General features: G+C 54.1%; 19 protein-coding genes. 12 read left to right on the top strand and 7 right to left on the bottom strand.

What is annotated here, in order from left to right; genetic code table 11:
• Positions 1-39 precede the first annotated feature (39 nt).
• Both prlC and rsmJ read left to right on the top strand, forming a co-directional pair.
• Complete coding sequence (gene prlC, locus AC07WB_RS18355; RefSeq protein ID WP_494940969.1) at positions 40-2,082, top strand: oligopeptidase A; 2,043 nt, start codon at positions 40-42, stop codon at positions 2,080-2,082.
• Positions 2,083-2,090: 8 nt separating this feature from the next.
• Positions 2,091-2,840, top strand: coding sequence for a 16S rRNA (guanine(1516)-N(2))-methyltransferase RsmJ (gene rsmJ, locus AC07WB_RS18350; protein WP_494940968.1), 750 nt, complete (start codon positions 2,091-2,093; stop codon positions 2,838-2,840).
• 30 nt (positions 2,841-2,870) lie between these two features.
• Here the strand turns inward: rsmJ and uspA are convergent, their stop codons facing one another.
• Positions 2,871-3,308, bottom strand: coding sequence for a universal stress protein UspA (gene uspA / locus AC07WB_RS18345; protein ID WP_097095741.1), 438 nt, complete (start codon positions 3,306-3,308; stop codon positions 2,871-2,873).
• Between the two features lie 418 nt (positions 3,309-3,726).
• Between uspA and uspB the strand changes: the two genes are divergently transcribed.
• Positions 3,727-4,062: a universal stress protein UspB gene (gene uspB, locus AC07WB_RS18340; protein ID WP_008108136.1), complete on the top strand. Its 336-nt coding sequence runs from the start codon at positions 3,727-3,729 to the stop codon at positions 4,060-4,062.
• A 180-nt stretch (positions 4,063-4,242) separates the two neighbouring features.
• On the opposite strand, the gene pitA is transcribed toward uspB, so the two are convergent.
• Positions 4,243-5,742: an inorganic phosphate transporter PitA gene (gene pitA / locus AC07WB_RS18335; RefSeq protein WP_141400270.1), complete on the bottom strand. Its 1,500-nt coding sequence runs from the start codon at positions 5,740-5,742 to the stop codon at positions 4,243-4,245.
• 241 nt (positions 5,743-5,983) lie between these two features.
• Here pitA and AC07WB_RS18330 point away from each other — a divergent pair, with 241 nt between their 5' ends.
• Together AC07WB_RS18330 and AC07WB_RS18325 are read left to right on the top strand one after the other, a co-directional pair.
• Positions 5,984-7,168 (top strand): BaiN/RdsA family NAD(P)/FAD-dependent oxidoreductase, encoded by a 1,185-nt coding sequence (locus AC07WB_RS18330; protein WP_494941087.1) that lies wholly within the window; start codon positions 5,984-5,986, stop codon positions 7,166-7,168.
• Between the two features lie 74 nt (positions 7,169-7,242).
• On the top strand, positions 7,243-7,590 hold the full coding sequence (locus AC07WB_RS18325; RefSeq protein WP_097095743.1) for a hypothetical protein: 348 nt from the start codon (positions 7,243-7,245) through the stop codon (positions 7,588-7,590).
• Here AC07WB_RS18325 and AC07WB_RS18320 read toward each other — a convergent pair whose 3' ends face one another.
• Positions 7,591-8,286 (bottom strand): cysteine hydrolase family protein, encoded by a 696-nt coding sequence (locus tag AC07WB_RS18320; protein WP_097095744.1) that lies wholly within the window; start codon positions 8,284-8,286, stop codon positions 7,591-7,593.
• A gap of 100 nt (positions 8,287-8,386) precedes the next feature.
• Here AC07WB_RS18320 and AC07WB_RS18315 point away from each other — a divergent pair, with 100 nt between their 5' ends.
• The 6 genes from AC07WB_RS18315 to yfaU all read left to right on the top strand — a co-directional run bounded on the left by AC07WB_RS18315 (position 8,387) and on the right by yfaU (position 14,349).
• Positions 8,387-9,388: a GlxA family transcriptional regulator gene (locus tag AC07WB_RS18315; RefSeq protein WP_097095745.1), complete on the top strand. Its 1,002-nt coding sequence runs from the start codon at positions 8,387-8,389 to the stop codon at positions 9,386-9,388.
• A 163-nt stretch (positions 9,389-9,551) separates the two neighbouring features.
• On the top strand, positions 9,552-10,022 hold the full coding sequence (locus AC07WB_RS18310; protein ID WP_494940967.1) for a DUF1640 domain-containing protein: 471 nt from the start codon (positions 9,552-9,554) through the stop codon (positions 10,020-10,022).
• Positions 10,023-10,200: 178 nt separating this feature from the next.
• Positions 10,201-10,983: an IclR family transcriptional regulator gene (locus tag AC07WB_RS18305; protein ID WP_494940966.1), complete on the top strand. Its 783-nt coding sequence runs from the start codon at positions 10,201-10,203 to the stop codon at positions 10,981-10,983.
• A gap of 13 nt (positions 10,984-10,996) precedes the next feature.
• On the top strand, positions 10,997-12,199 hold the full coding sequence (gene rhmD / locus AC07WB_RS18300; protein ID WP_345827879.1) for an L-rhamnonate dehydratase: 1,203 nt from the start codon (positions 10,997-10,999) through the stop codon (positions 12,197-12,199).
• A 49-nt stretch (positions 12,200-12,248) separates the two neighbouring features.
• Entirely contained in the window at positions 12,249-13,535 is a 1,287-nt protein-coding gene (locus tag AC07WB_RS18295) for an MFS transporter (RefSeq protein ID WP_494940965.1), read from the top strand.
• 13 nt (positions 13,536-13,548) lie between these two features.
• Positions 13,549-14,349, top strand: a complete 801-nt coding sequence (gene yfaU / locus AC07WB_RS18290) for a 2-keto-3-deoxy-L-rhamnonate aldolase (RefSeq protein WP_494940964.1) — start codon at positions 13,549-13,551, stop codon at positions 14,347-14,349.
• Between the two features lie 105 nt (positions 14,350-14,454).
• Here the strand turns inward: yfaU and AC07WB_RS18285 are convergent, their stop codons facing one another.
• Positions 14,455-14,949 carry a helix-turn-helix domain-containing protein gene (locus AC07WB_RS18285; RefSeq protein ID WP_097095751.1) on the bottom strand — a complete coding sequence of 165 codons (495 nt, stop codon included), beginning with the start codon at positions 14,947-14,949 and terminating at the stop codon, positions 14,455-14,457.
• Positions 14,950-15,264: 315 nt separating this feature from the next.
• Between AC07WB_RS18285 and AC07WB_RS18280 the strand changes: the two genes are divergently transcribed.
• A complete protein-coding gene (locus tag AC07WB_RS18280) occupies positions 15,265-16,287 on the top strand; it encodes an alpha/beta fold hydrolase (protein WP_494940963.1) in 1,023 nt (340 codons plus the stop codon).
• 45 nt (positions 16,288-16,332) lie between these two features.
• Here AC07WB_RS18280 and AC07WB_RS18275 read toward each other — a convergent pair whose 3' ends face one another.
• The 3 genes from AC07WB_RS18275 to proP all read right to left on the bottom strand — a co-directional run bounded on the left by AC07WB_RS18275 (position 16,333) and on the right by proP (position 20,016).
• A complete protein-coding gene (locus AC07WB_RS18275; protein WP_097095753.1) occupies positions 16,333-17,307 on the bottom strand; it encodes a GGDEF domain-containing protein in 975 nt (324 codons plus the stop codon).
• 108 nt (positions 17,308-17,415) lie between these two features.
• Positions 17,416-18,393, bottom strand: a complete 978-nt coding sequence (hemB, locus tag AC07WB_RS18270; RefSeq protein ID WP_345827885.1) for a porphobilinogen synthase — start codon at positions 18,391-18,393, stop codon at positions 17,416-17,418.
• 117 nt (positions 18,394-18,510) lie between these two features.
• Complete coding sequence (gene proP, locus AC07WB_RS18265) at positions 18,511-20,016, bottom strand: glycine betaine/L-proline transporter ProP (RefSeq protein WP_097095755.1); 1,506 nt, start codon at positions 20,014-20,016, stop codon at positions 18,511-18,513.
• Positions 20,017-20,208 lie beyond the last annotated feature (192 nt).

Below are 20,208 nucleotides of genomic sequence, written 5' to 3'. Positions count from 1 at the left end.
GTACTCGCGCCTCAACTCCATCATGAAAGGACTGCGCTTATGACCAATCCGTTACTCACGTCTTTTACGCTTCCCCCGTTTTCTGCCATCAAACCTGAACATGTGGTTCCTGCGGTTACCGAAGCGCTGAACGACTGTCGTGCCGCGGTAGAACGCGCTGTGGCGCAAGGCGCGCCTTACACATGGGAAAATCTGGTACAGCCGCTGGCTGAAGTTGACGATCGCTTAGGTCGCCTGTTCTCGCCGGTTAGCCATTTAAATTCGGTGAAAAATAGCCCGGAACTGCGTGAAGCTTACGAACAAACGCTGCCGCTGCTGTCTGAGTACAGCACCTGGGTTGGCCAGCACGAAGGTTTGTACCAGGCATATCGCAACCTGAAAGAGGGCGAGAGCTACGCGGGCCTCGATACTGCGCAGCAGAAAGCGGTGGATAACAGCCTGCGTGATTTCGAGCTGTCCGGTATCGGTCTCGATAAAGAGAAACAGAAGCGCTATGGCGAAATCGCTGCGCGCCTGTCCGAGCTGGGCTCGACTTACAGCAACAATGTGCTCGACGCCACCATGGGCTGGAACAAGCTGGTGACCGATGAAGCCGATCTGGCGGGTATGCCGGAGAGCGCGCTGGCTGCAGCCAAAGCGCAGGCTGAAGCCAAAGAGCAAGAGGGCTGGCTGCTGACGCTGGATATTCCAAGCTATTTGCCGGTGATGACCTATTGCGATAACGCCGCGCTGCGTGAAGAGCTGTACCGCGCCTATTCAACCCGTGCTTCCGATCAGGGCCCGAATGCCGGCAAATGGGATAACGGCCCGATTATGGCGGAAGAGCTGGCGCTGCGCCACGAACTGGCTCAGCTACTGGGCTTCGACTCCTACGCTGACAAATCGCTGGCCACCAAAATGGCGGAAAACCCGGCGCAGGTGATTGAGTTTCTCACCGATCTCGCTAAACGCGCACGTCCGCAGGGTGAAAAAGAGCTGGCTCAGCTGCGCGCTTTCGCCAAAAAAGAGTTCGGCGTCGACGAAATGAATCCGTGGGATTTGACCTACTACGGCGAAAAACAGAAACAGCATCTCTACACCATCAGCGACGAGCAGCTGCGCCCGTATTTCCCGGAAGCGCGTGCGGTGAGTGGCCTGTTTGAGGTGGTAAAACGCATTTACGGTATCACCGCGAAAGAGCGTAAGGATGTGGATGTTTACCATCCGGATGTACGCTTCTTCGATCTGTTCGATGAAAGCGGCGAGCTGCGCGGCAGCTTCTATCTCGATCTCTATGCGCGCGAACACAAGCGTGGCGGGGCGTGGATGGACGACTGCGTTGGCCAGATGCGTAAAGCCGACGGCAGCCTGCAGAAGCCGGTGGCGTATCTAACCTGTAACTTCAATCGCCCGTTACAAGGCAAACCGGCGCTGTTCACCCATGATGAGGTGATCACGCTGTTCCACGAATTTGGTCACGGCCTGCATCATATGCTGACGCGCATCGAAACGCCGGGCGTATCTGGCATCAGCGGTGTGCCGTGGGATGCCGTCGAGCTGCCGAGCCAGTTTATGGAAAACTGGTGCTGGGAGCCGGACGCGCTGGCGTTTATCTCCGGCCACTATGAAACCGGCGAACCGCTGCCGAAGGAACTGCTGGATAAAATGCTGGCGGCAAAAAACTATCAGGCTGCGCTGTTTATCCTGCGTCAGCTGGAGTTTGGCCTGTTCGATTTCCGTCTGCACACCGAGTTTGATCCGGCAAAAGGTGCGCAAATTCTCGAAACGCTGCGCGAAGTGAAGAAGCAGGTTGCTGTGGTGCCAAGCCCTGAATGGGGTCGCTTCCCGCACGCCTTCAGCCACGTGTTCGCGGGCGGTTATGCGGCCGGTTATTACAGCTATCTGTGGGCCGACGTGCTGGCGGCGGATGCTTATTCACGCTTCGAAGAAGAGGGCATTTTCAACCGTCAAACGGGCCAGTCGTTCCTTGATAACATCCTGACGCGTGGCGGTTCCGAAGAGCCAATGGAGCTGTTCAAACGCTTCCGTGGTCGTGAGCCGCAGCTCGATGCGATGCTGGAACATTACGGAATTCAGGGATAAACCGGCTTGTGAAAATTGGTTTAATCGATGAAACAGGCGCCGGAGACGGCGCCTTATTACATTTGGCGCAGCGCTGGGGTTTGCAATCAGACCAACAGGCAACGATGGCGCTGGTTTTAACGTCTGAGCACCTTGAGCTGCGTAAGCTGGATGAGCCGAAACTGGGCGGCATCTTTGTCGATTTCGTGTCAGGTGCCATGGCGCATCGGCGCAAGTTTGGTGGCGGTCGTGGCGAAGCGGTAGCGAAAGCGGTGGGCATCAAAAGTGGCTATCTGCCTGATGTGATTGATGCAACCGCAGGTTTAGGACGCGATGCCTTTGTGCTGGCGTCGCTCGGCTGCCGTGTGCGCATGCTCGAGCGGCATCCGGTGGTAGCGGCGTTGCTGGAGGATGGATTGCGCCGTGGCTATGAGGATGCGGAAATCGGCGGCTGGCTGCGTGAGCGGCTCACGCTACAGCACGTAGTGAGCCAGCAGGCGCTCAGTGATATCACGCCTGCACCGGATGTGGTGTATCTCGATCCGATGTATCCGCATCGGCAGAAAAGCGCGATGGTGAAGAAAGAGATGCGCGTGTTTCAGTCGCTGGTGGGGCCCGATGAAGATGCCGATGCGCTGCTGGAACCGGCGCGGCAGCTGGCGAAGAAACGCATTGTGGTGAAACGTCCGGACTACGCGCCGCCGTTAGCAGGCGTGGTGACGCAAGATGCGGTGGTGACCAAAAGCCATCGTTTTGATATTTATCCGCCTTTGGCGTAAAAAAATCAGGCCGGTAAACCGGCCTGATTTTTACTCTTCGTCTTCATCGCGCAGCGGCACGATCAACATGTCGATATGCACGGTATTAATCAACTGGCGCGCTGATGACATCAGCTTGCTCCAGAAGTCCTGATGGTGACCACACACCACCAAATCCACATCATATTTCTTAATCGCGTCCACCAGCACCTGGCCAAGATCGCCGCTGCCGCTCAGCGTTTCACTGATCGGATAGCCGGCATTGATCGAAAGCGCTTTCAGTGCGGTGTGCGTCTCTTCAGAGATGCGTTTTTGCATGTCGCCCAGGTTAACGTCAATCAGCCCGGTGTACAGGTCAGAATAGTTAACATCAACGTGGATCAGCGAGATTTTCGCATCGTAAGGGCGGGCCAGCGAAACGGCTTTATCGACTAACAACTGGCTTTCCGGGGAAAGGTCTACTGCAATCAGGATGTGTTTATAAGCCATGATAAAACTCCTTCTCAAGATTTGGGGGCGATCTTCCTGCTTTCACGGTAGGCGATGTCCTTTGCGCCAAACGGCGATGAAGCGCCACCAACCATAGTTTCAGCCTTGCAGGCGGTTCTTGTTATGCCCTGAGTATAGCCAGAGTTGTTAACAAATGCTGCAAGCGAAAGTTCGCTTGTGAGGAAGATCAAGCGTTATCGGGTTTTTCACTCGCACTGAACGAAAATCATCGCTGGAAAAAAATTGAACAGATCTCCTACACTGAAAATAAGTGCCACAGCGATATGCGTTGCGCACTCAGGTTCGCATAACAACAATGCAATCGGAATCATTCAGTGGCTGGTTTATTTCCCGTGCGGCGTCTACAGCAATTCCCCGCTGCGTTTGACGTCGTTGCGGCTCCAGCCGGGAGGGGAACATGATCAGCACTATCGCGCTTTTTTGGGCTCTGTGTGTGGTTTGTCTGGTGAATATGGCGCGCTACTTCTCTTCTTTGCGCTCACTATTGGCCGTTTTGCGCGGTTGCGATCCGCTGTTATATCAATATGTGGATGGCGCGGGTTTCTTTACTTCACACGGTCAGCCGAGCAAGCAGGTGCGGCTGGTGCGCTATATCTGGGAAAAGCGCTATCACGATCATCATGACGACGAATTTATTCGCCGCTGCGAACGCGTGCGCGGGCAGTTCGTGCTGACCAGCGGGCTCTGTTTTTTGGTGGTTGTCAGCCTGATTGCGATGGCAATCTGGCAATAAATAACGGCAATAAATAACGGCAATAAAAAAGGGCGACATCGCTGTCGCCCCCATACCCGTCATACTTCGAGTTGCAGCTGCGTTAGCTGCGTGTGTTCACCCCAGTCACTTACTTCAGTAAGCTCCTGGGGATTCACCCACTTGCTGCCTTCCTGCAATTCGAATTATTTAGGGTATCCATCAAATTAATTTCAGTGCAATCCAGTAAAGCGAACCCGACAGCAAAATACACACCGGCAGCGTGAATACCCACGCCATGGCGATATTTTTGATGGTGCGACTCTGCAATCCACCGCCATCGACCAGCATGGTACCGGCCACCGACGACGACAGAATGTGCGTGGTGGAAACCGGCATACCGGTGTAACTGGCCACGCCAATCGACAGCGCGGCCGTGACCTGCGCTGACATGCCCTGCGCATAGGTCATGCCTTTCTTGCCGATTTTCTCACCGATAGTGGTAGCCACGCGACGCCAGCCAATCATGGTACCGATGCCCAGTGCCAGTGCAACGGCAACAATAATCCAGATAGGCGCGTACTCAATGGTGCCCAGCAAATCGCCTTTCAGCTTGTTGAGGAAGCGCTTATCGTCGGCGCTGGTTTCCGGCAGCTTGGCGACTTTATCTACGGTGTCTGAAACGCACAGCAACAGACGACGCATTTGGCCGCGTTGATCAACCGACAGCTGATCGTAGCTCTGCAAGTTATTCAGCAGCAGCTGCGCACGATCGATGGCCTGCAACGCGCGGCTGCTATCGCAATGGAACTCCTGCGGGCCGCCGACTGACTCCTCCGGCGTTGGCACAACAGGCGGTGCAAGCTGCACCATATGCGCCAGCGAGTCGTTATGTTGCTGATAATACTGTTCCAGATGGTTTACCGCGTCGCGCGTGCGCGTGATGTCATAACCTGATGCATTCAGATTCACCACAAAGCCCGCCGGCGCCACGCCGATCAGCACCAGCATAATCAGACCAATGCCTTTCTGCCCATCATTCGCGCCGTGTGAGTAGCTCACGCCAATCGCTGAAACGATAAGAGCAATGCGCGTCCAGAACGGTGGCTTTTTCTTGCCATCAATTTTTTCACGATCGGCAGGTGTCATGTGGATGCGCGAACGCTTAGTGGTTCCGCTCCAGTAACGACGCAGCAGGAAAATCAGGCTGCCTGCAATCACCAAACCGACAATCGGCGAAAGAATCAGGGACAGGAAGATATTGATGACTTTCGGCAGGTTGAGTGCATCAACCACCGAGGTGCCGGTCATCAGGGCGTTGGTGAGCCCAATACCGATGATAGCGCCAATCAATGTGTGAGAACTGGACGCCGGCAAACCTAAATACCAGGTGCCAAGGTTCCAGATAATCGCGGCGAGCAGCATGGAGAAGACCATGGCGAGGCCGTGGGCCGAACCGACATTCAACAGTAAATCAGTCGGAAGCATGTGAACGATGGCATAAGCCACGCTCAATCCACCAAGCAAAACACCTAAAAAGTTGAAAACGCCAGCCATGACAACCGCCAGTTGCGCCCGCATCGCACGGGTGTAAATGACAGTCGCAACCGCGTTAGCAGTGTCGTGAAAACCGTTGATTGCTTCGTAAAACAATACAAACAGCAGAGCAAGAATCAGTAACAGGCTGGTACTGAGGTCGAGACCAGCAAACAGATGTAGCATAAACGTTACGCCATTTTGGGAGGACATGAACGCGGCGCATTATCTGCGACAACGTGCGCGATATGAAAGAAAAATATAGCTCTTTATTGTCTTAAATTTGTCATCCACCCTAAAAATTAAGGTGAAACCATCTATAAATTAGCGAGTTACATTATGACACATTTACGGCATTTTTTTGACCCTAGCGCTGAAAGCCACAGATCTCTACAATCAGCGCCTTTCAGGCAAGGCGGATAAAGCAGTGGAAAAGTTTGACGTTATCATTATTGGTGCAGGCGCAGCCGGCATGTTCTGTGCGGCGCAGGCAGGGCAATTGGGCCGTCGCGTGCTGCTGCTGGATAACGGCAAGAAAGCGGGGCGCAAAATTTTGATGTCGGGCGGTGGCCGCTGCAACTTCACCAACATGCACACTGAGCCGGCGGCGTACCTGTCGCACAATCCCCACTTCTGCAAATCGGCGCTGGCGCGTTATACCCAGTGGGATTTCATCGATCTGGTCAATCGCCATGGCATTGCCTATCACGAGAAAACCCTCGGCCAGTTGTTCTGCGATGATTCGGCGCAGCAGATTGTCGATCTCTTGCTGAAAGAGTGTGAAGCCGGGCAGGTGAGCGTGCGCTTACGCAGTGAAGTGTTGAGCGTGGAGCGCGATGACTACGGCTACACTTTGCAGCTTAACGGCGCGGCGGTGCAGGCTGAAAAACTGGTGATTGCCAGCGGTGGACTCTCGATGCCGGGCTTGGGTGCCACACCGTTCGGCTACAAAGTCGCCGAGCAGTTCGGCCTGAAAGTGTTCCCCACGCGTGCGGCGCTGGTGCCTTTCACGCTGCATAAACCCTTGCTGGAGCAGCTTAATACCCTTTCCGGCGTGGCATTGCCCACGACCATTACGGCGCAGGACGGCACCTTATTTAAAGAAGCGATGCTGTTTACCCATCGCGGTTTGTCGGGCCCGGCCGTGTTGCAAATCTCCAGTTACTGGCAGCCTGGCGAATTCGTCACCATTGATTTGTCACCGGCCACCTCGCTGGATGATTTTATTCATGTGCAGCGCGAGGCTCATCCTAATCTCAGCCTGAAAAACAGCCTGGCGAAGATTCTGCCAAAACGGCTGGTGGAAGTGCTGCAGGAACTCAAGCAGATTCCCGACGTCACGCTGAAACAGCTGAATAGCAAGCAGCAGAGCGAGCTGGTTAACACATTGCATCATTGGCGCGTGCAGCCGAACGGCACCGAAGGCTACCGTACCGCTGAAGTGACGCTGGGCGGCGTGGATACCACACAGCTATCGTCAAAAACCATGGAAGCACGCGATGTGCCGGGGCTGTTCTTTATTGGTGAAGTGGTGGATGTCACCGGCTGGCTGGGCGGCTATAACTTCCAGTGGGCGTGGAGCTCGGCTTGGGCGTGCGCGCAGGCGCTTTAATGCGTGCTGAATAGGCCGCACGCACGCAATCTGCTACTATCGCGCGCTTTACTCTTCAGCGGGTGATGCCCTTCATGTTAAAAATCAAATTTCTTCTGCCGTTGCTCATTGTTATCAGCGCCGCTGTTTGGTGGCTGATGCCGCACTACAGTGACGAAGATAAAGGCTACTACATCGCCATGTTCTGTACGCTGACGCACGACGGGCGCGGGAATACGCCGAAGGACATGCAGCAAATTATCGAAGGTAGCAATTCCGATTACGCGTTGCAGAAGATTCACTTCCAGGCGGGGTTGGCCGAACATCTGCAAACCATTTGGCAGGATTTGTCGCCAGAACAGCAGCAGCAGGCGCGGCAGGAAAGCCTGTCCTGCCGCCGTTTATTATCAGAGAAACTGTTACCGGGCCAGCCGGTGCAGTAATTAGTTTACCGGCAGCGCGAGAACCTGGTCAGTGGTTTTAATCTCCGCGAACACATCGGCAACACCCGCCAGTGCCGCCTGCTGCAACACATTATGATCGACCACCTTGTTATCCCAGGTCGCCAGATCGCGTGTGGCCGTGGCATCTTCCGGAATGATGACCGCGTAGCCGAGCGGCACCGCATCACGCGCGGTGGATGAGACGCACATATGGGTCATCAGGCCGGTAACGATCAGCTGCTTGATGCCCAGTGCATCCAGCTGTTGCTGTAGATCGGTGCCAACAAATGAACTTGGTGTGGCTTTGCCGATCACGCGGTCTTCTTTGCCCGGCTGTAAATCTTTATGGAACTCAGCGAAACGGCTGCCTTTCGCAAACAGCGGGCCATCGGCTTCCCCTAAATGCTGGACGAAGAACACCGGCATATTGTTTTTGTGAGCGAACTCGACGATGCGTTTGCTGTTTTGCAATGCCTTCATACCATCAGGTATCGGCATTTTCCCGCCTGGAAAATATTCGTTCTGGATATCAATGACGATCACCGCCGTCTGCTTTGCAATGAGCGCCGTTGTCGCCGTGGCACCGCTCATGGTGCGAATCGTCGGGGCTTTACTTGCCTGACGTTCGTCAGCAAATACATTGCCGGAAATCGCCATGGCCAGTGCTAAGGTTCCTGAAGCTAAAATATTTTTCATGAGTAATAATCCTGTAATGATGTCGTGGTTAGAGAAGACTCGTGCGGCTTCCGATGGGATGCAGTATGGCGATTTCGTCGTGAGTGAAGGAGTACAGCGGATGACAAATAGCGTTCAATTTGCGCCAAAAACGCCAGGCGCGGCATCGCCGATTAAGGTGGGCATCGTGGTGTTCGACGACATCATCCCTTTCCATCTTTCTGTGCCTTGCGCGGTCTTTGAGAAAGCGGAACAGGACGATGGCTCGCTTTGCTATCAATTGATGATCTGCGCTACGCATCCCGGTCCGTTAAAAACCAACAGCGGTTTTTCGATTGTTGCCGAACATGGACTCGCACAACTCGCCGATGTCGATATGGTGGTGGTGCCGAGCTGGAGCGATCCGGCGGTACAACCTCCTCCAGCATTACTGCAGGCTTTACAACAGGCCGCGCAGCGGGGCGCGCAAGTGGTTGGCCTGTGTCTTGGCGCCTTTGTGCTTGGTGCCGCTGGTTTGCTCAGTCAGCGTCGCGCTACCACGCATTGGCGCTGGATGGCGGATTTCGAACGCCTCTATCCCGACGTGGCGATTGACCGCGACGTGCTCTATATCGACGAAGGGCAGATTGTGACGTCGGCAGGTACCGCGGCGAGTATTGATTGCTGTCTGCATTTAGTGCGCGAGCAGTGCGGCGTCGATGTGGCCAATAGCGTCGCACGTATGCTGGTGGTGCCGCCGCATCGGCAGGGCGGACAGGCGCAGTATATTGAGCAGCCGGTGTATCACTCCGCGGGCAACGATCGCTTTATGTCAGCGCTGAGTTGGGCAACGGAAAACCTGCAGCAGGCGCTAACGCTCGAGCAGCTGGCAGAGAAAGCGCTGATGAGCCGCCGCAGTTTTACCCGCCGCTTCAACCAAACCACCGGCGGCTGTTTTAGCGCTTGGTTAGTGAATCAACGCCTGGCCCTGGCACAGCGTTTTCTGGAGAAAACCGATCAACCGGTGGAGTTGATTGCTGAAAAAGCCGGATTCTCCTCACCGCTGATGCTGCGCCGTCATTTTAAGAAGCAGCTGAATACCTCCCCACTGCAATATCGTAAAACCTTTCGCGGCAGATCCTGATGAACATTTTGCGAGCTCTCTTGCATCACATTGCACGTTACTTGTTGTACTAATTGATATTTTTCGCGGTTCAGCGCAAAATATAAACAGTTACATGGTGCAATAATTGCTCGCTGGGCATGATGTCTGACAGACGCGTCACATCAACTCAGGAGCTTCACGGATGACACTCGCGATGATGAATACTCATAAAGCTTTTAAAGCGTTGCAGCTGGCTGGCGTCAGCGATCAACAAGCCGAAGCGATGGTTGAAATCTTTACTGAAATGCAGCAGGACAATGCGCTGTCACGCGCGGATTTGATGAAGGTTGGAGAGGAAACGACGAGGAGAATTAAAGAGCTGGACCTTCGGCTGAGTGCAGCAATTAAAGAACTGGATGATCGGCTGAGTAAAGCCATCAAAGAGCTGGATCATCGATTGAGCGGTGCAATACAGGAGCTGAACACGCCCCTGTTCGCAGTTGAAACGCGGCTCAACGCGATGGAAAAAGATATTGCTGAACTTAAAGCTGATGTCAAACAACTGAAAGCCGACGTCTCTGCATTAAAAACCGACATGCGCTGGATCAAACGCTTACTGATGGTAATGGCCACCACCATGGTGATCGCGGCAGTTAAATACATCTTCTCGTAAATTTTCGCGCGCTGGGGTGTTAAGTACAGTCGGCTGTACTCGCAGCGCGGCGCGATTCACATTCCCGCACTCGCACGGCCTGCATACCTTCTCTACACCCGGTAATTTGATGCGGCGCACACTTATGGCCGCCTAAAACCACAACACTGCCCTCCAGATAATCAGACTGGAGTCCAGCATGTTGGAAGTTACGCCTGTTCCCGCCCTGACGCGCGCTATTGCCATTCTCAACTTTATTGCGCAGCACGGACCGTGTAGCGCCGCTGAGATTATAGAAATGCTGGCACTGCCTAAAAGCAGTGCCTATCTGCTGTTCGCCGAACTGAAGAAACAGCGTCTGATCACTGTCGATCGCAACAACAACTACTGCCTGTGGACGCGACTGGTGGAGCTGGCAGGACACGCTCTGCACAACATGGATATTCGCGATATCGCGCGTCCACGCCTCACCCGACTGATGCAGCAAACCAATCTACTGTGCCACCTCGGCATCCTCGAAGGCGGCCATGCCTGTTACATCCTCAAGCTCGAATCGGCTGCCACCATCAGCGTGCGATCGCACGAAGGTAAAAGTCTGTCGCTCTATCGCTCGGGCATTGGTAAATGCCTGCTCGCCTGGCAACGCCCCGAAGAGCAGGAACGCATCATTAACGACATACGTTTTGTTGCCGTGACGCCAACGTCGCTGCGCAACGCCGACGCTTTGCGCACTGAGCTGGCACGTATACGCCGTCAGGGCTGGAGCTTTGATAACGGTGAAGATTATCCCGATGTGCGCTGCGTGGCGGCGCCGATTTTCAATGCCCGCGAGCAGTTGGTCGCCGCCATTTCACTGGTAGGCACCCGCCTCGACATTGATGACGACAAGCGCGATTACCTTGCAAGCCAGGCGATTGCCTGCGCCCGCGATATTTCACGACTGCTGGGCTGGCGAAGCCCAACCGAAAAACAAGCCTCGTAACCAGGAGAAGAACATGTCCCTACCCAAGATTAAAACCGTTCGCGCCTACTTTGCGGGTGGCGCTACCGCCGATAAAGCCGCTGCCGGCGGCGATTATCACGATCAAGGTGCCAACCACTGGATTGACGACCATGTCGCCACGCCAATGAGCAAATATAAACAGTACGAGCAGTCACGGCAGTCTTTCGGTATCAACGTGTTGGGCACGCTGATTGTTGAAGTCGAGGCCGATAACGGGCAAACCGGTTTTGCCATTACTACCGGCGGCGAAATGGGCTGCTTTATCGTTGAAAAGCATCTGAACCGCTTCCTGGAAGGGCGCTGCGTTAGCGATATCAAACTGATTCATGATCAGATGATGAATGCCACTATGTATTACGCTGGCTCGGGTGGCCTGGTAATGAACACCATTTCGTGTGTTGATTTGGCGCTATGGGATTTGTTCGGCAAAGTCACCGATCTGCCGGTTTACAAACTGCTGGGCGGCGCGGTGCGTGATGAGCTGCAATTCTACGCCACCGGAGCACGTCCGGATCTGGCGCAGAAGATGGGCTTTATCGGCGGCAAAATGGCGGTGCAGTGGGGCCCGCACGATGGCGACGAGGGGATTCGTAAAGAGGTGGCGCGCATTGCCCACTATCGTGAGGCCTGCGGCGCGGATTTCTGGCTAATGCTCGATTGCTGGATGAGCCAGGACGTGAACTTCGCGACCAAACTGGCGCATGCGTGCGCGCCGTATAACGTGAAGTGGCTAGAAGAGTGCTTACCGCCGCAGCAGTTTGAAGGTTATGCCCAGCTGAAACAGCAAGCGCCGCACGGCATGTTGATCACCAGCGGCGAACACCACGGCACCTTGCAATCGTTTCGTACCCTGGCAGAAACCGGCATTGATATTTTGCAACCGGATGTCGGATGGTGTGGCGGCCTGACCACGCTGGTTGAGGTGGCGGCGCTGGCTAAATCACGCGGTCAACTGGTGGTGCCGCATGGCTCCTCGGTTTACTCGCATCACGCTGTCATTACCTTCACTAACAGCCCCTTCAGTGAATTCCTGATGACCAGCCCAGATTGCAGCACCCTGCGTCCGCAGTTCGATCCGTTGTTAATCAACGAACCGGTACCGGTAAAAGGCCGTATACATAAATCGGTACTGGATAAGCCGGGCTTCGGCGTGGAGCTTAATCGCGATGGTCTGAAACGTCCTTATCAACACTAATTGCACCGGCTGCGGTTAAAAGCCGCAGCCCTTTGTGAGGGCTTGCCCAATGGATAATCTGGTGCTTAGCGCGGTGAAGAAGAACCGCGCCCGTCTCATTCCCTTCATGTTAATGCTCTACGTGCTGGCGTTTCTCGATCGCGCCAATATCGGCTTTGCCAAAGAGGCTTATCAACTCGATACCGGCTTAAGCAATGAAGCCTTCGCCTTAGGGGCCGGGATTTTCTTCGTGGTATATGCGCTGCTCGGCGTGCCGGCTAATTTGCTGATGCGACGTTTTGGAGCCCGCAGCTGGATTGGCGGAACCACGCTGTTGTGGGGATTTCTCTCGGCGGCGATGGCGTTTGCCGATACCGAAGCCAAATTTCTGCTGGTACGCACCTTGCTCGGTGCCGCGGAAGCAGGATTCTTTCCTGGCATGATCTATCTGACTTCGCTGTGGTTCCCACAACAGCAGCGTGCCAGCGTGATGGGCCTGTTTTATATGGGGGCGCCGCTGGCGCTGACGCTGGGATCGCCACTCTCGGGTGCGCTGCTGGAAATGCACGGCGTGCTGGGGCATCCGGGCTGGTTCTGGATGTTCATCATTGAAGGATTATTGGCGGTAGCCGCCGGTATTTTCACCTTTAGTTACATTGATGACACGCCAGCCAAAGCGCGCTTTCTCAGTGCTGATGAAAAGCAGGCGCTGCGGCGTCAGCTTGAAAATGAGGAGCAGCAAAAGCCCACCTCGCATCTGCGCGATGCGCTGCGTAATGGGCGTGTCTGGCAGCTGGCGATCATCTACATGACCATTCAGATTGCGGTGTATGGCCTGATCTTCTTCCTGCCTTCACAGGTCGCCGCGTTGCTAGGTACTAAAGTCGGCTTTCTTGCCTCGCTGGTGGCCGCAATTCCCTGGGTTGCGGCGCTGTTTGGTACCTGGCTAATTCCGCGTTATTCCGATCGCAGCGGTGAACGGCGTCGTATTGCCGCTTTCACTTTGCTGGCTGCGGCCGCGGGTATTGGTCTTTCCGGCTTAGTCTCGCCGTTGTTGGCCATCGTTGCACTTAGCGTGGCGGCGGTGGGTTTCATCGCGGTACAGCCGGTGTTCTGGACCATGCCGACACAGCTGCTTTCCGGTACCGCGCTGGCGGCCGGCATCGGCTTCGTCAATTTGTTTGGTGCCATTGGCGGATTCCTTGCGCCGTTGATTCGCGTTAACGCAGAGATGCAATTCAACAGCAGCAGTGCCGGATTATTGGCGCTGGCGCTGATCGCCGCCGTCGGCTCAATAATTATTCTCAGCCTGAAAGTGGAACGTCAGTTGCCACAGTCTCAGCAGGCAAACCATTGAATGAGGAGGAAGTATGCAGGATCCGTTAAAAAATCCCTTTAAAGCCGGGTTGGCCAAAGGCGAAACGCAGATAGGTTTGTGGCTTAGCAGCACATCGTCTTATCTGGCCGAAATTGCCGCGACCAGCGACTACGACTGGTTACTGATTGATGGCGAACATGCGCCTAATACCGTAAAGGATCTTTATCATCAGCTGCAGGCCATTGCGCCTTATCGCAGCCAGCCGGTGATTCGCCCGGTGGAATGCCAGACTGCGCTGATTAAGCAGGTATTGGATATTGGCGCCCGCACGCTGCTGGTGCCCATGATCGATACTGCCGAGCAGGCACGGGCGCTGGTCAAGGCGACGCGTTATCCACCTGATGGCACGCGCGGCGTGGGGGCCGCAGTGGCGCGTGCGGCTCGCTGGGGACGTGTGGAAAATTATATGGCGCGCGCCAATGACGAGCTGTGCTTGCTGATTCAAGCCGAGAGTAAAACCGCCATTGAAAATCTGGATGCTTTACTGGAAGTCGACGGGGTGGATGGCATATTTATCGGACCGGCGGATCTCTCCGCTTCATTGGGCTATCCCGATAATGCCAGTCATCCTGAGGTACAGAAGATTATTGAGCAAAGTATTAAACGCATCCGCAGCGCAGGAAAAGCCGCGGGCTTTCTGGCAGTGAATCCCGCCATGGCCGAACGTGCCATCAGTTGGGGAGCCAATTTTGTTGCGGTCGGCGTTGATACCATGCTTTACACCGAGGCGCTGGATAATCGGTTAGCCCATTTTAAAAATAGCTTAATCGCACCGAATAAATCGAACTACTAAATGAAAACGGATGGTTCGCCATCCGTTTTTTTGCTCGAATAATGCGTGACGTTGACGAATAAAGATAGAGGCATGCCAAAAAGCGTTAATAAATCCGGGAATGGTTTAATAGCGAATTGCACAGCTAATGCGAGGCGGGAATTTCTCATTACGCTTCACGGGAGTGAGGATCTCTTTGTTATTTTCCGTCGCATCAAATCCTTTCTGCCGACAGATTGCGCAGGGATCGCTACTTTCGCGCAGCGCTTGCTGTGCTTCGGCACCAAGCTGTCGTTTGCGGCAAGAAAGCGGCGTGCAGCCTAATACGTGTTTAAAAGATCGAGTGAATGATTGCTGACTTTCAAAATGGTATTTCACTGCCAGGCTGATTATCGGTGCATTGCTGTATTTCAAGTCATTGATACAGTGTGCAAGCTTTTTTTTGCGAATATAGCGAGCCAGCGTTTCATTGTGATAGCGCGCAAATATTTTCTGCAAATACCATTTGGAATAGCCAGATTTCAATGCGATATCATCGATGCTTAAACGTTGATCCAGATTGGCCATAATCCATTCGGTCACCGAATCAATAACCCCTTCATTGTATTTTTGCTGTGTCATTATCATCCTCCATAAACACTTATAGAGTGTAATTTAATTAATCTTTCCAATCTGCAATTAATGTAAAGTTTTCTTATAATTTGGCTGTTTTATTATTTGTCATCAAGACCGGTCTTGTTTTTCGTGAAGCTAAACGTTTTTATGTTGTGGTGATGTTGAATAGATAATGTAATAACGGAGGTTATTATTAACTCAAATTCTGCATCGTCTGGTCATATTTAACAGTAAAGCCGAGGGGTACTGCGGCACACTCCATCAATACTTAACCATGATTTACGTGCCAGACTGAAGGTTTTCACGTTAAGGAGTGGCAATATGGGGTTTCGTTTCAAGCCAAAACAGTCACTTGCCGTGGTGCTGGCATCGGCCGCGTTATGCGGGGCAGCGCCTGCTTTGGCCGCTAATGTGTATGGTGAACAGCTGGAAGGTTTTCGTTATCCCTATCCACTGCAGCACTTTACCTTCTCTTCGCAGCAGCAGACGCTGAGCATGGGTTACATGGACGTCAAGCCAACGCATCAGGCGAACGGTGAAACCGTGGTGCTCATGCACGGCAAGAACTTCTGCGGTGCAACCTGGGATGACACCATTAAAGCGCTGAGCCAGCAAGGCTACCGCGTCGTCGCGCCGGATCAGATAGGTTTCTGTAGCTCAACCAAACCGGCTAACTACCAATATACCTTCCAGCAATTAGCACAAAACACCCATCAACTGCTGCAGCAGCTCGGCATCAATAATGCCGTGATTGTTGGGCATTCCACTGGCGGCATGCTGGCAACCCGCTATGCGCTGATGTATCCGCAGCAAACGCAGAAACTGGTATTGGTTAACCCTATCGGTCTCGAGGATTGGAAAGCTAAGGGCGCACCGTGGCGCTCGGTGGATCAATGGTATCAGCGCGAACTCAAGCTGGATGCGGCGGGCATTAAGAAGTATGAGCAACAGACCTATTACAGCGGCCAATGGAAACCCGAGTATGACAAATGGGTCGATATGCTGGCTGGATTAAACAGTGGACCGGGCCATAACAAGGTGGCGTGGAACTCGGCGCTACTTTACGACATGATTTTCACTCAGCCGGTTTATTACGAGTTTAAAGATCTTAACGTGCCGACCACATTGATGATTGGCACCGCCGATACCACGGCGATTGGTAGCGATATCGCGTCGCCAGAAGTGAAAGCTAAACTGGGGCATTACAATGTGCTGGGCAAGCAGGTGGCGAAGATGATCCCAGGCGCTCGCCTGATCGAATTCCCCGGCATGGGACACGCCCCACAAATGGAAGAGCCGCAGAAGTTTAATCAGACGTTGCTCGAGGATTTAGCGCGCAAATAGTGGTCGGCACGCAACCTGCAGGTCGCCATCATGGCGACCTGCTTGTCACGAGCTGAACTTCTTTTTGCCGTTTTTAGCGGCATACATCCGCTCATCACTGCCTTCCAGCAGCTGTTCCAGCGATTGTGGCTGGTCGGGATCAAACTCGACAATGCCCGACGAGAAGTGCAGCGCGTAGCGGCGATCCAAATTCTGGGTTTGCTGTTGCAGGAAACGGTCAAAGCGCGCCAGCACCTGTTCCGCATCGGCTTGCTGTAAGCCGTTGAACAACACCACAAACTCATCGCCCCCTAAACGGGCGAAGATATCCGCATGGCGGAAGCTCACTTTCATGGCATCGGCGAAATCCATCAGCGCCCGATCGCCTTCGCGGTGGCCTAGCGTATCGTTGATAACTTTGAAGCGGTCGAGGTCGAGGAAGGTGAGGCTCGCCGGTAATTGCTTCAGCTGGCACTCATTCAGCGCCAGTTGGCCCAGCGTCATAAAGCCGCGGCGATTAGTAATTTGCGTCAGTTCATCGGAGGTAGCGGTTTGAAAGGCCACTAATTCTGCTTCGGCCATGGCGGCCAAATCGCGCAGCGTATGGATATCGTCCGCATTAAACTGGCGAGCGTGGTGATCAATCAAACACAGCGTGCCGACTTTAGCGCCTGCTGGCGTACGCAGCGGACAACCGGCATAAAAGCGTATCGGGTTGTCGTCATCTTTTACCAGCGGGTTATCATGGAAGCGCTCATCTTCGAAAGGATTTTCTACAACCATTACATCATCTTGCAGAATAGCGTGGCCGCAGAACGAGGTACTACGCGGAGCCGTTGCTGCGCTCGTCCCGGCAATAGATTTGAACCATTGGTGATCCTCTTCCAGCAGGCTGACAAGCGCTACCGGCACGCCAAACAGACGACGGGCAAGACGGGTTAAACGGTCGAAACGCTCTTCTGCCGGGGTATGCAGAATGTTGAGCGCACGTAACTGGGCCAAACGATGTGACTCGTCCGCAGGCAGTGCAGGTGCTTTCATCGCGTTACTCTTATTTAATTATGGAATGACGACAACACTGGTGTCTTGCCACACAGGCAGAAAGCGCCTGACAACGACTGCGATAATCGTTGCCAAGCGTAACGATTATCAGAGCACTTTTTGCTCGGCGAGATCAAGGGCAAAGTAGCTGAATATGAGATCGGCACCAGCACGTTTAATCGCGCCAAGGCTCTCAAGCACCACATTGCGTTCGTCGATGGCACCGGCCTGCGCCGCGAATTTGATCATCGCGTACTCACCGCTTACCTGGTACGCCGCCAGCGGCAGCGTGGTGCGCTCGCGGATATCACGCAGGATATCAAGGTAGGCTCCGGCCGGTTTGACCATCAGGGAATCAGCGCCTTCCGCTTCATCAATCAACGACTCGCGAATCGCTTCGCGGCGGTTCATCGGGTTCATCTGGTAAGTCTTACGATCGCCTTTCAGCGCCGTGCCTGCCGCTTCACGGAACGGGCCGTAGAAGGAGGAAGCGAACTTAGTGGAGTAAGACATGATAGCGGTATCGGTGAAACCCGCGGCGTCCAGCGCCTGACGGATCGCTTTTACCTGGCCATCCATTGCGGCAGAAGGGGCGATAAAGTCGGCACCGGCATGCGCGGCGACCACTGCTTGCTTACCGAGGTTGATCAGCGTTTGGTCGTTATCGACGCCGTGATCGCACAGCACGCCGCAGTGGCCATGGCTGGTGTACTCGCAGAAGCAGGTGTCGGACATCACGATCATTTCCGGCACGGTGTCTTTGCAGATACGCGACATACGCGCCACCAGGCCGTTCTCATTCCATGCGTCGCTGCCGGTGGCATCGGTATGGTGTGAAATGCCGAAGGTCATCACGGAGCGGATGCCCGCTTTAGCAATACGTTCGATCTCATACGCCAAACGCTTTTCTGGAATACGCATCACGCCCGGCATGGCGTTAATCGGCACGTAGTCATCTACGCCTTCTTCGACGAAGATCGGCAGCGCCAGATCGTTCAGGCTCAGGTGAGATTCCTGGAACATTTCACGCATTGAGGCGCTTTTACGCAGCCTTCTTGGGCGCTGGATAAGGTTAAATTCAGACATGCTCTACAACTTATGCAGGTTAAAAAAGTGGCGATAGTTTACCCCTTTTCGTGGCTGCGGATGAAGGATTGTGTGCGGAAACGAAAACTCCCGCCGGGCGGCGGGAGTGGGGGAAGATTACTCGTTGATGTCCGGATGCTGCTGCACCAGGTTTTTTCGTTTCGCCTCAAGTTTGGCGATCTCGTCATCAATATCTTCGATTTTTTGCTCGATGTTGTCGTGATGCTCCTGCAGGATTTCACGCGCCTCTGCCATGTCGGAAGCCGCCGGTGTTGCGCCGCGCAGCGGCTTGTTGGCGGTCTCTTTCATGTAGATACCGGTGATTAAACCAATCACTGCCACGACCATCAGGTAGTAAGCCGGCATATACAGATTATTGGTGGCTTCCACCAGATAGGCGGTCAGCGTTGGCGTCAAACCGGCCACCAGTACCGAAATGTTAAACGCGCTCGCCAGCGCACTGTAGCGGATGTGCGTTGGGAACATTGCGGGCAGCGAAGAAGCCATCACACCGGTAAAGGCGTTGAGGATCACCGCCATCAGCAGCAGACCAGCAAAAATCAGGCCCAGCACGCCGCTATTGATCAACATAAAGGCCGGAATCGCAAAGATGAACAGCGCGATGCTGCCGATGATCACAAACGGACGACGACCGAAACGGTCACTCAGCATCCCCATTACCGGCTGCACAAACAGCATACCCATCATGATGGCGATGATAATCAGCACACCGTGATCTTCCGAGTAGTGCAGGTTATGCGACAGGTAGCTAGGCATGTAGGTCAGCAGCATGTAGTAGGTCACGTTGGTGGCGATCACCAGACCGATACAGGCCAGCAGGCTTTTCCAGTGTTTGGTCGCAATCTCTTTGAAAGAGACTTTCGGGCCGTCGCGCAGACCTTCGCGGTCACCCTGTTCCAGGTTATCAACGTGCTGCTGGAACGCCGGGGTTTCTTCCAGCGCATGACGCAGGTACAAGCCGATAATACCGAGCGGCAGCGCCAGGAAGAACGGCAGGCGCCAGCCCCATTCGAGGAACTTCTCTTCACCAATGATGGTGGAGATCAGGACGACGACACCCGCGCCCAGCACAAAGCCCGCGATGGAGCCGAAATCGAGCCAGCTACCCATAAAGCCGCGCTTACGGTCCGGCGAGTATTCCGCGACGAAGATCGATGCGCCGGTATATTCACCGCCGACCGAAAAGCCCTGGGCCATTTTCGCCAGCAGCAGCAGCACCGGTGCCCAAATGCCGATAGAGGCATAGGACGGTATCAGGCCGATACAGAAGGTACTGATCGACATGATGACAATGGTTATGGAAAGGATTTTTTGGCGACCGTATTTGTCACCCAACATACCGAAGAACAGGCCGCCCAGTGGACGGATCAGGAACGGTACCGAGAAGGTTGCCAGTGCGGCAATCATCTGAATACCTGGCGTGGCATCCGGGAAAAAGACTTTACCCAGTGCGTAAGCCACAAAGCCATAAACACCAAAATCAAACCACTCCATCGCGTTGCCCAGAGACGCGGCGGTAATAGCTTTACGTAAACGGGCATCGTCGATAATCGTGACGTCATCCAGCCCAATAGGTTTTACACGCTTCCTACGTAGTTTCATGAGGTTACCCTGTATTGGAATTCGAAAAATCCTCAACGCTGCGGACTCAATTAAAGCGAACAGTCCGCGGCGTTGAGAAAATTAAAGCATAGCCGTGAAAAAGCGTTTTCCCCTGGCCTGCCGCAGCAATTATTAGGGAGGTAATGATTGCCAACCGCGACAGAGTATACCGATTTTGTGTGATATTTGTCA

This window comes from Pantoea sp. GW821-FHT03E06 (genome assembly GCF_059420725.1).
The sequence above is the reverse complement of the archived record's forward strand: the minus strand, read 5'-3'. Positions and strand labels throughout refer to the sequence as shown.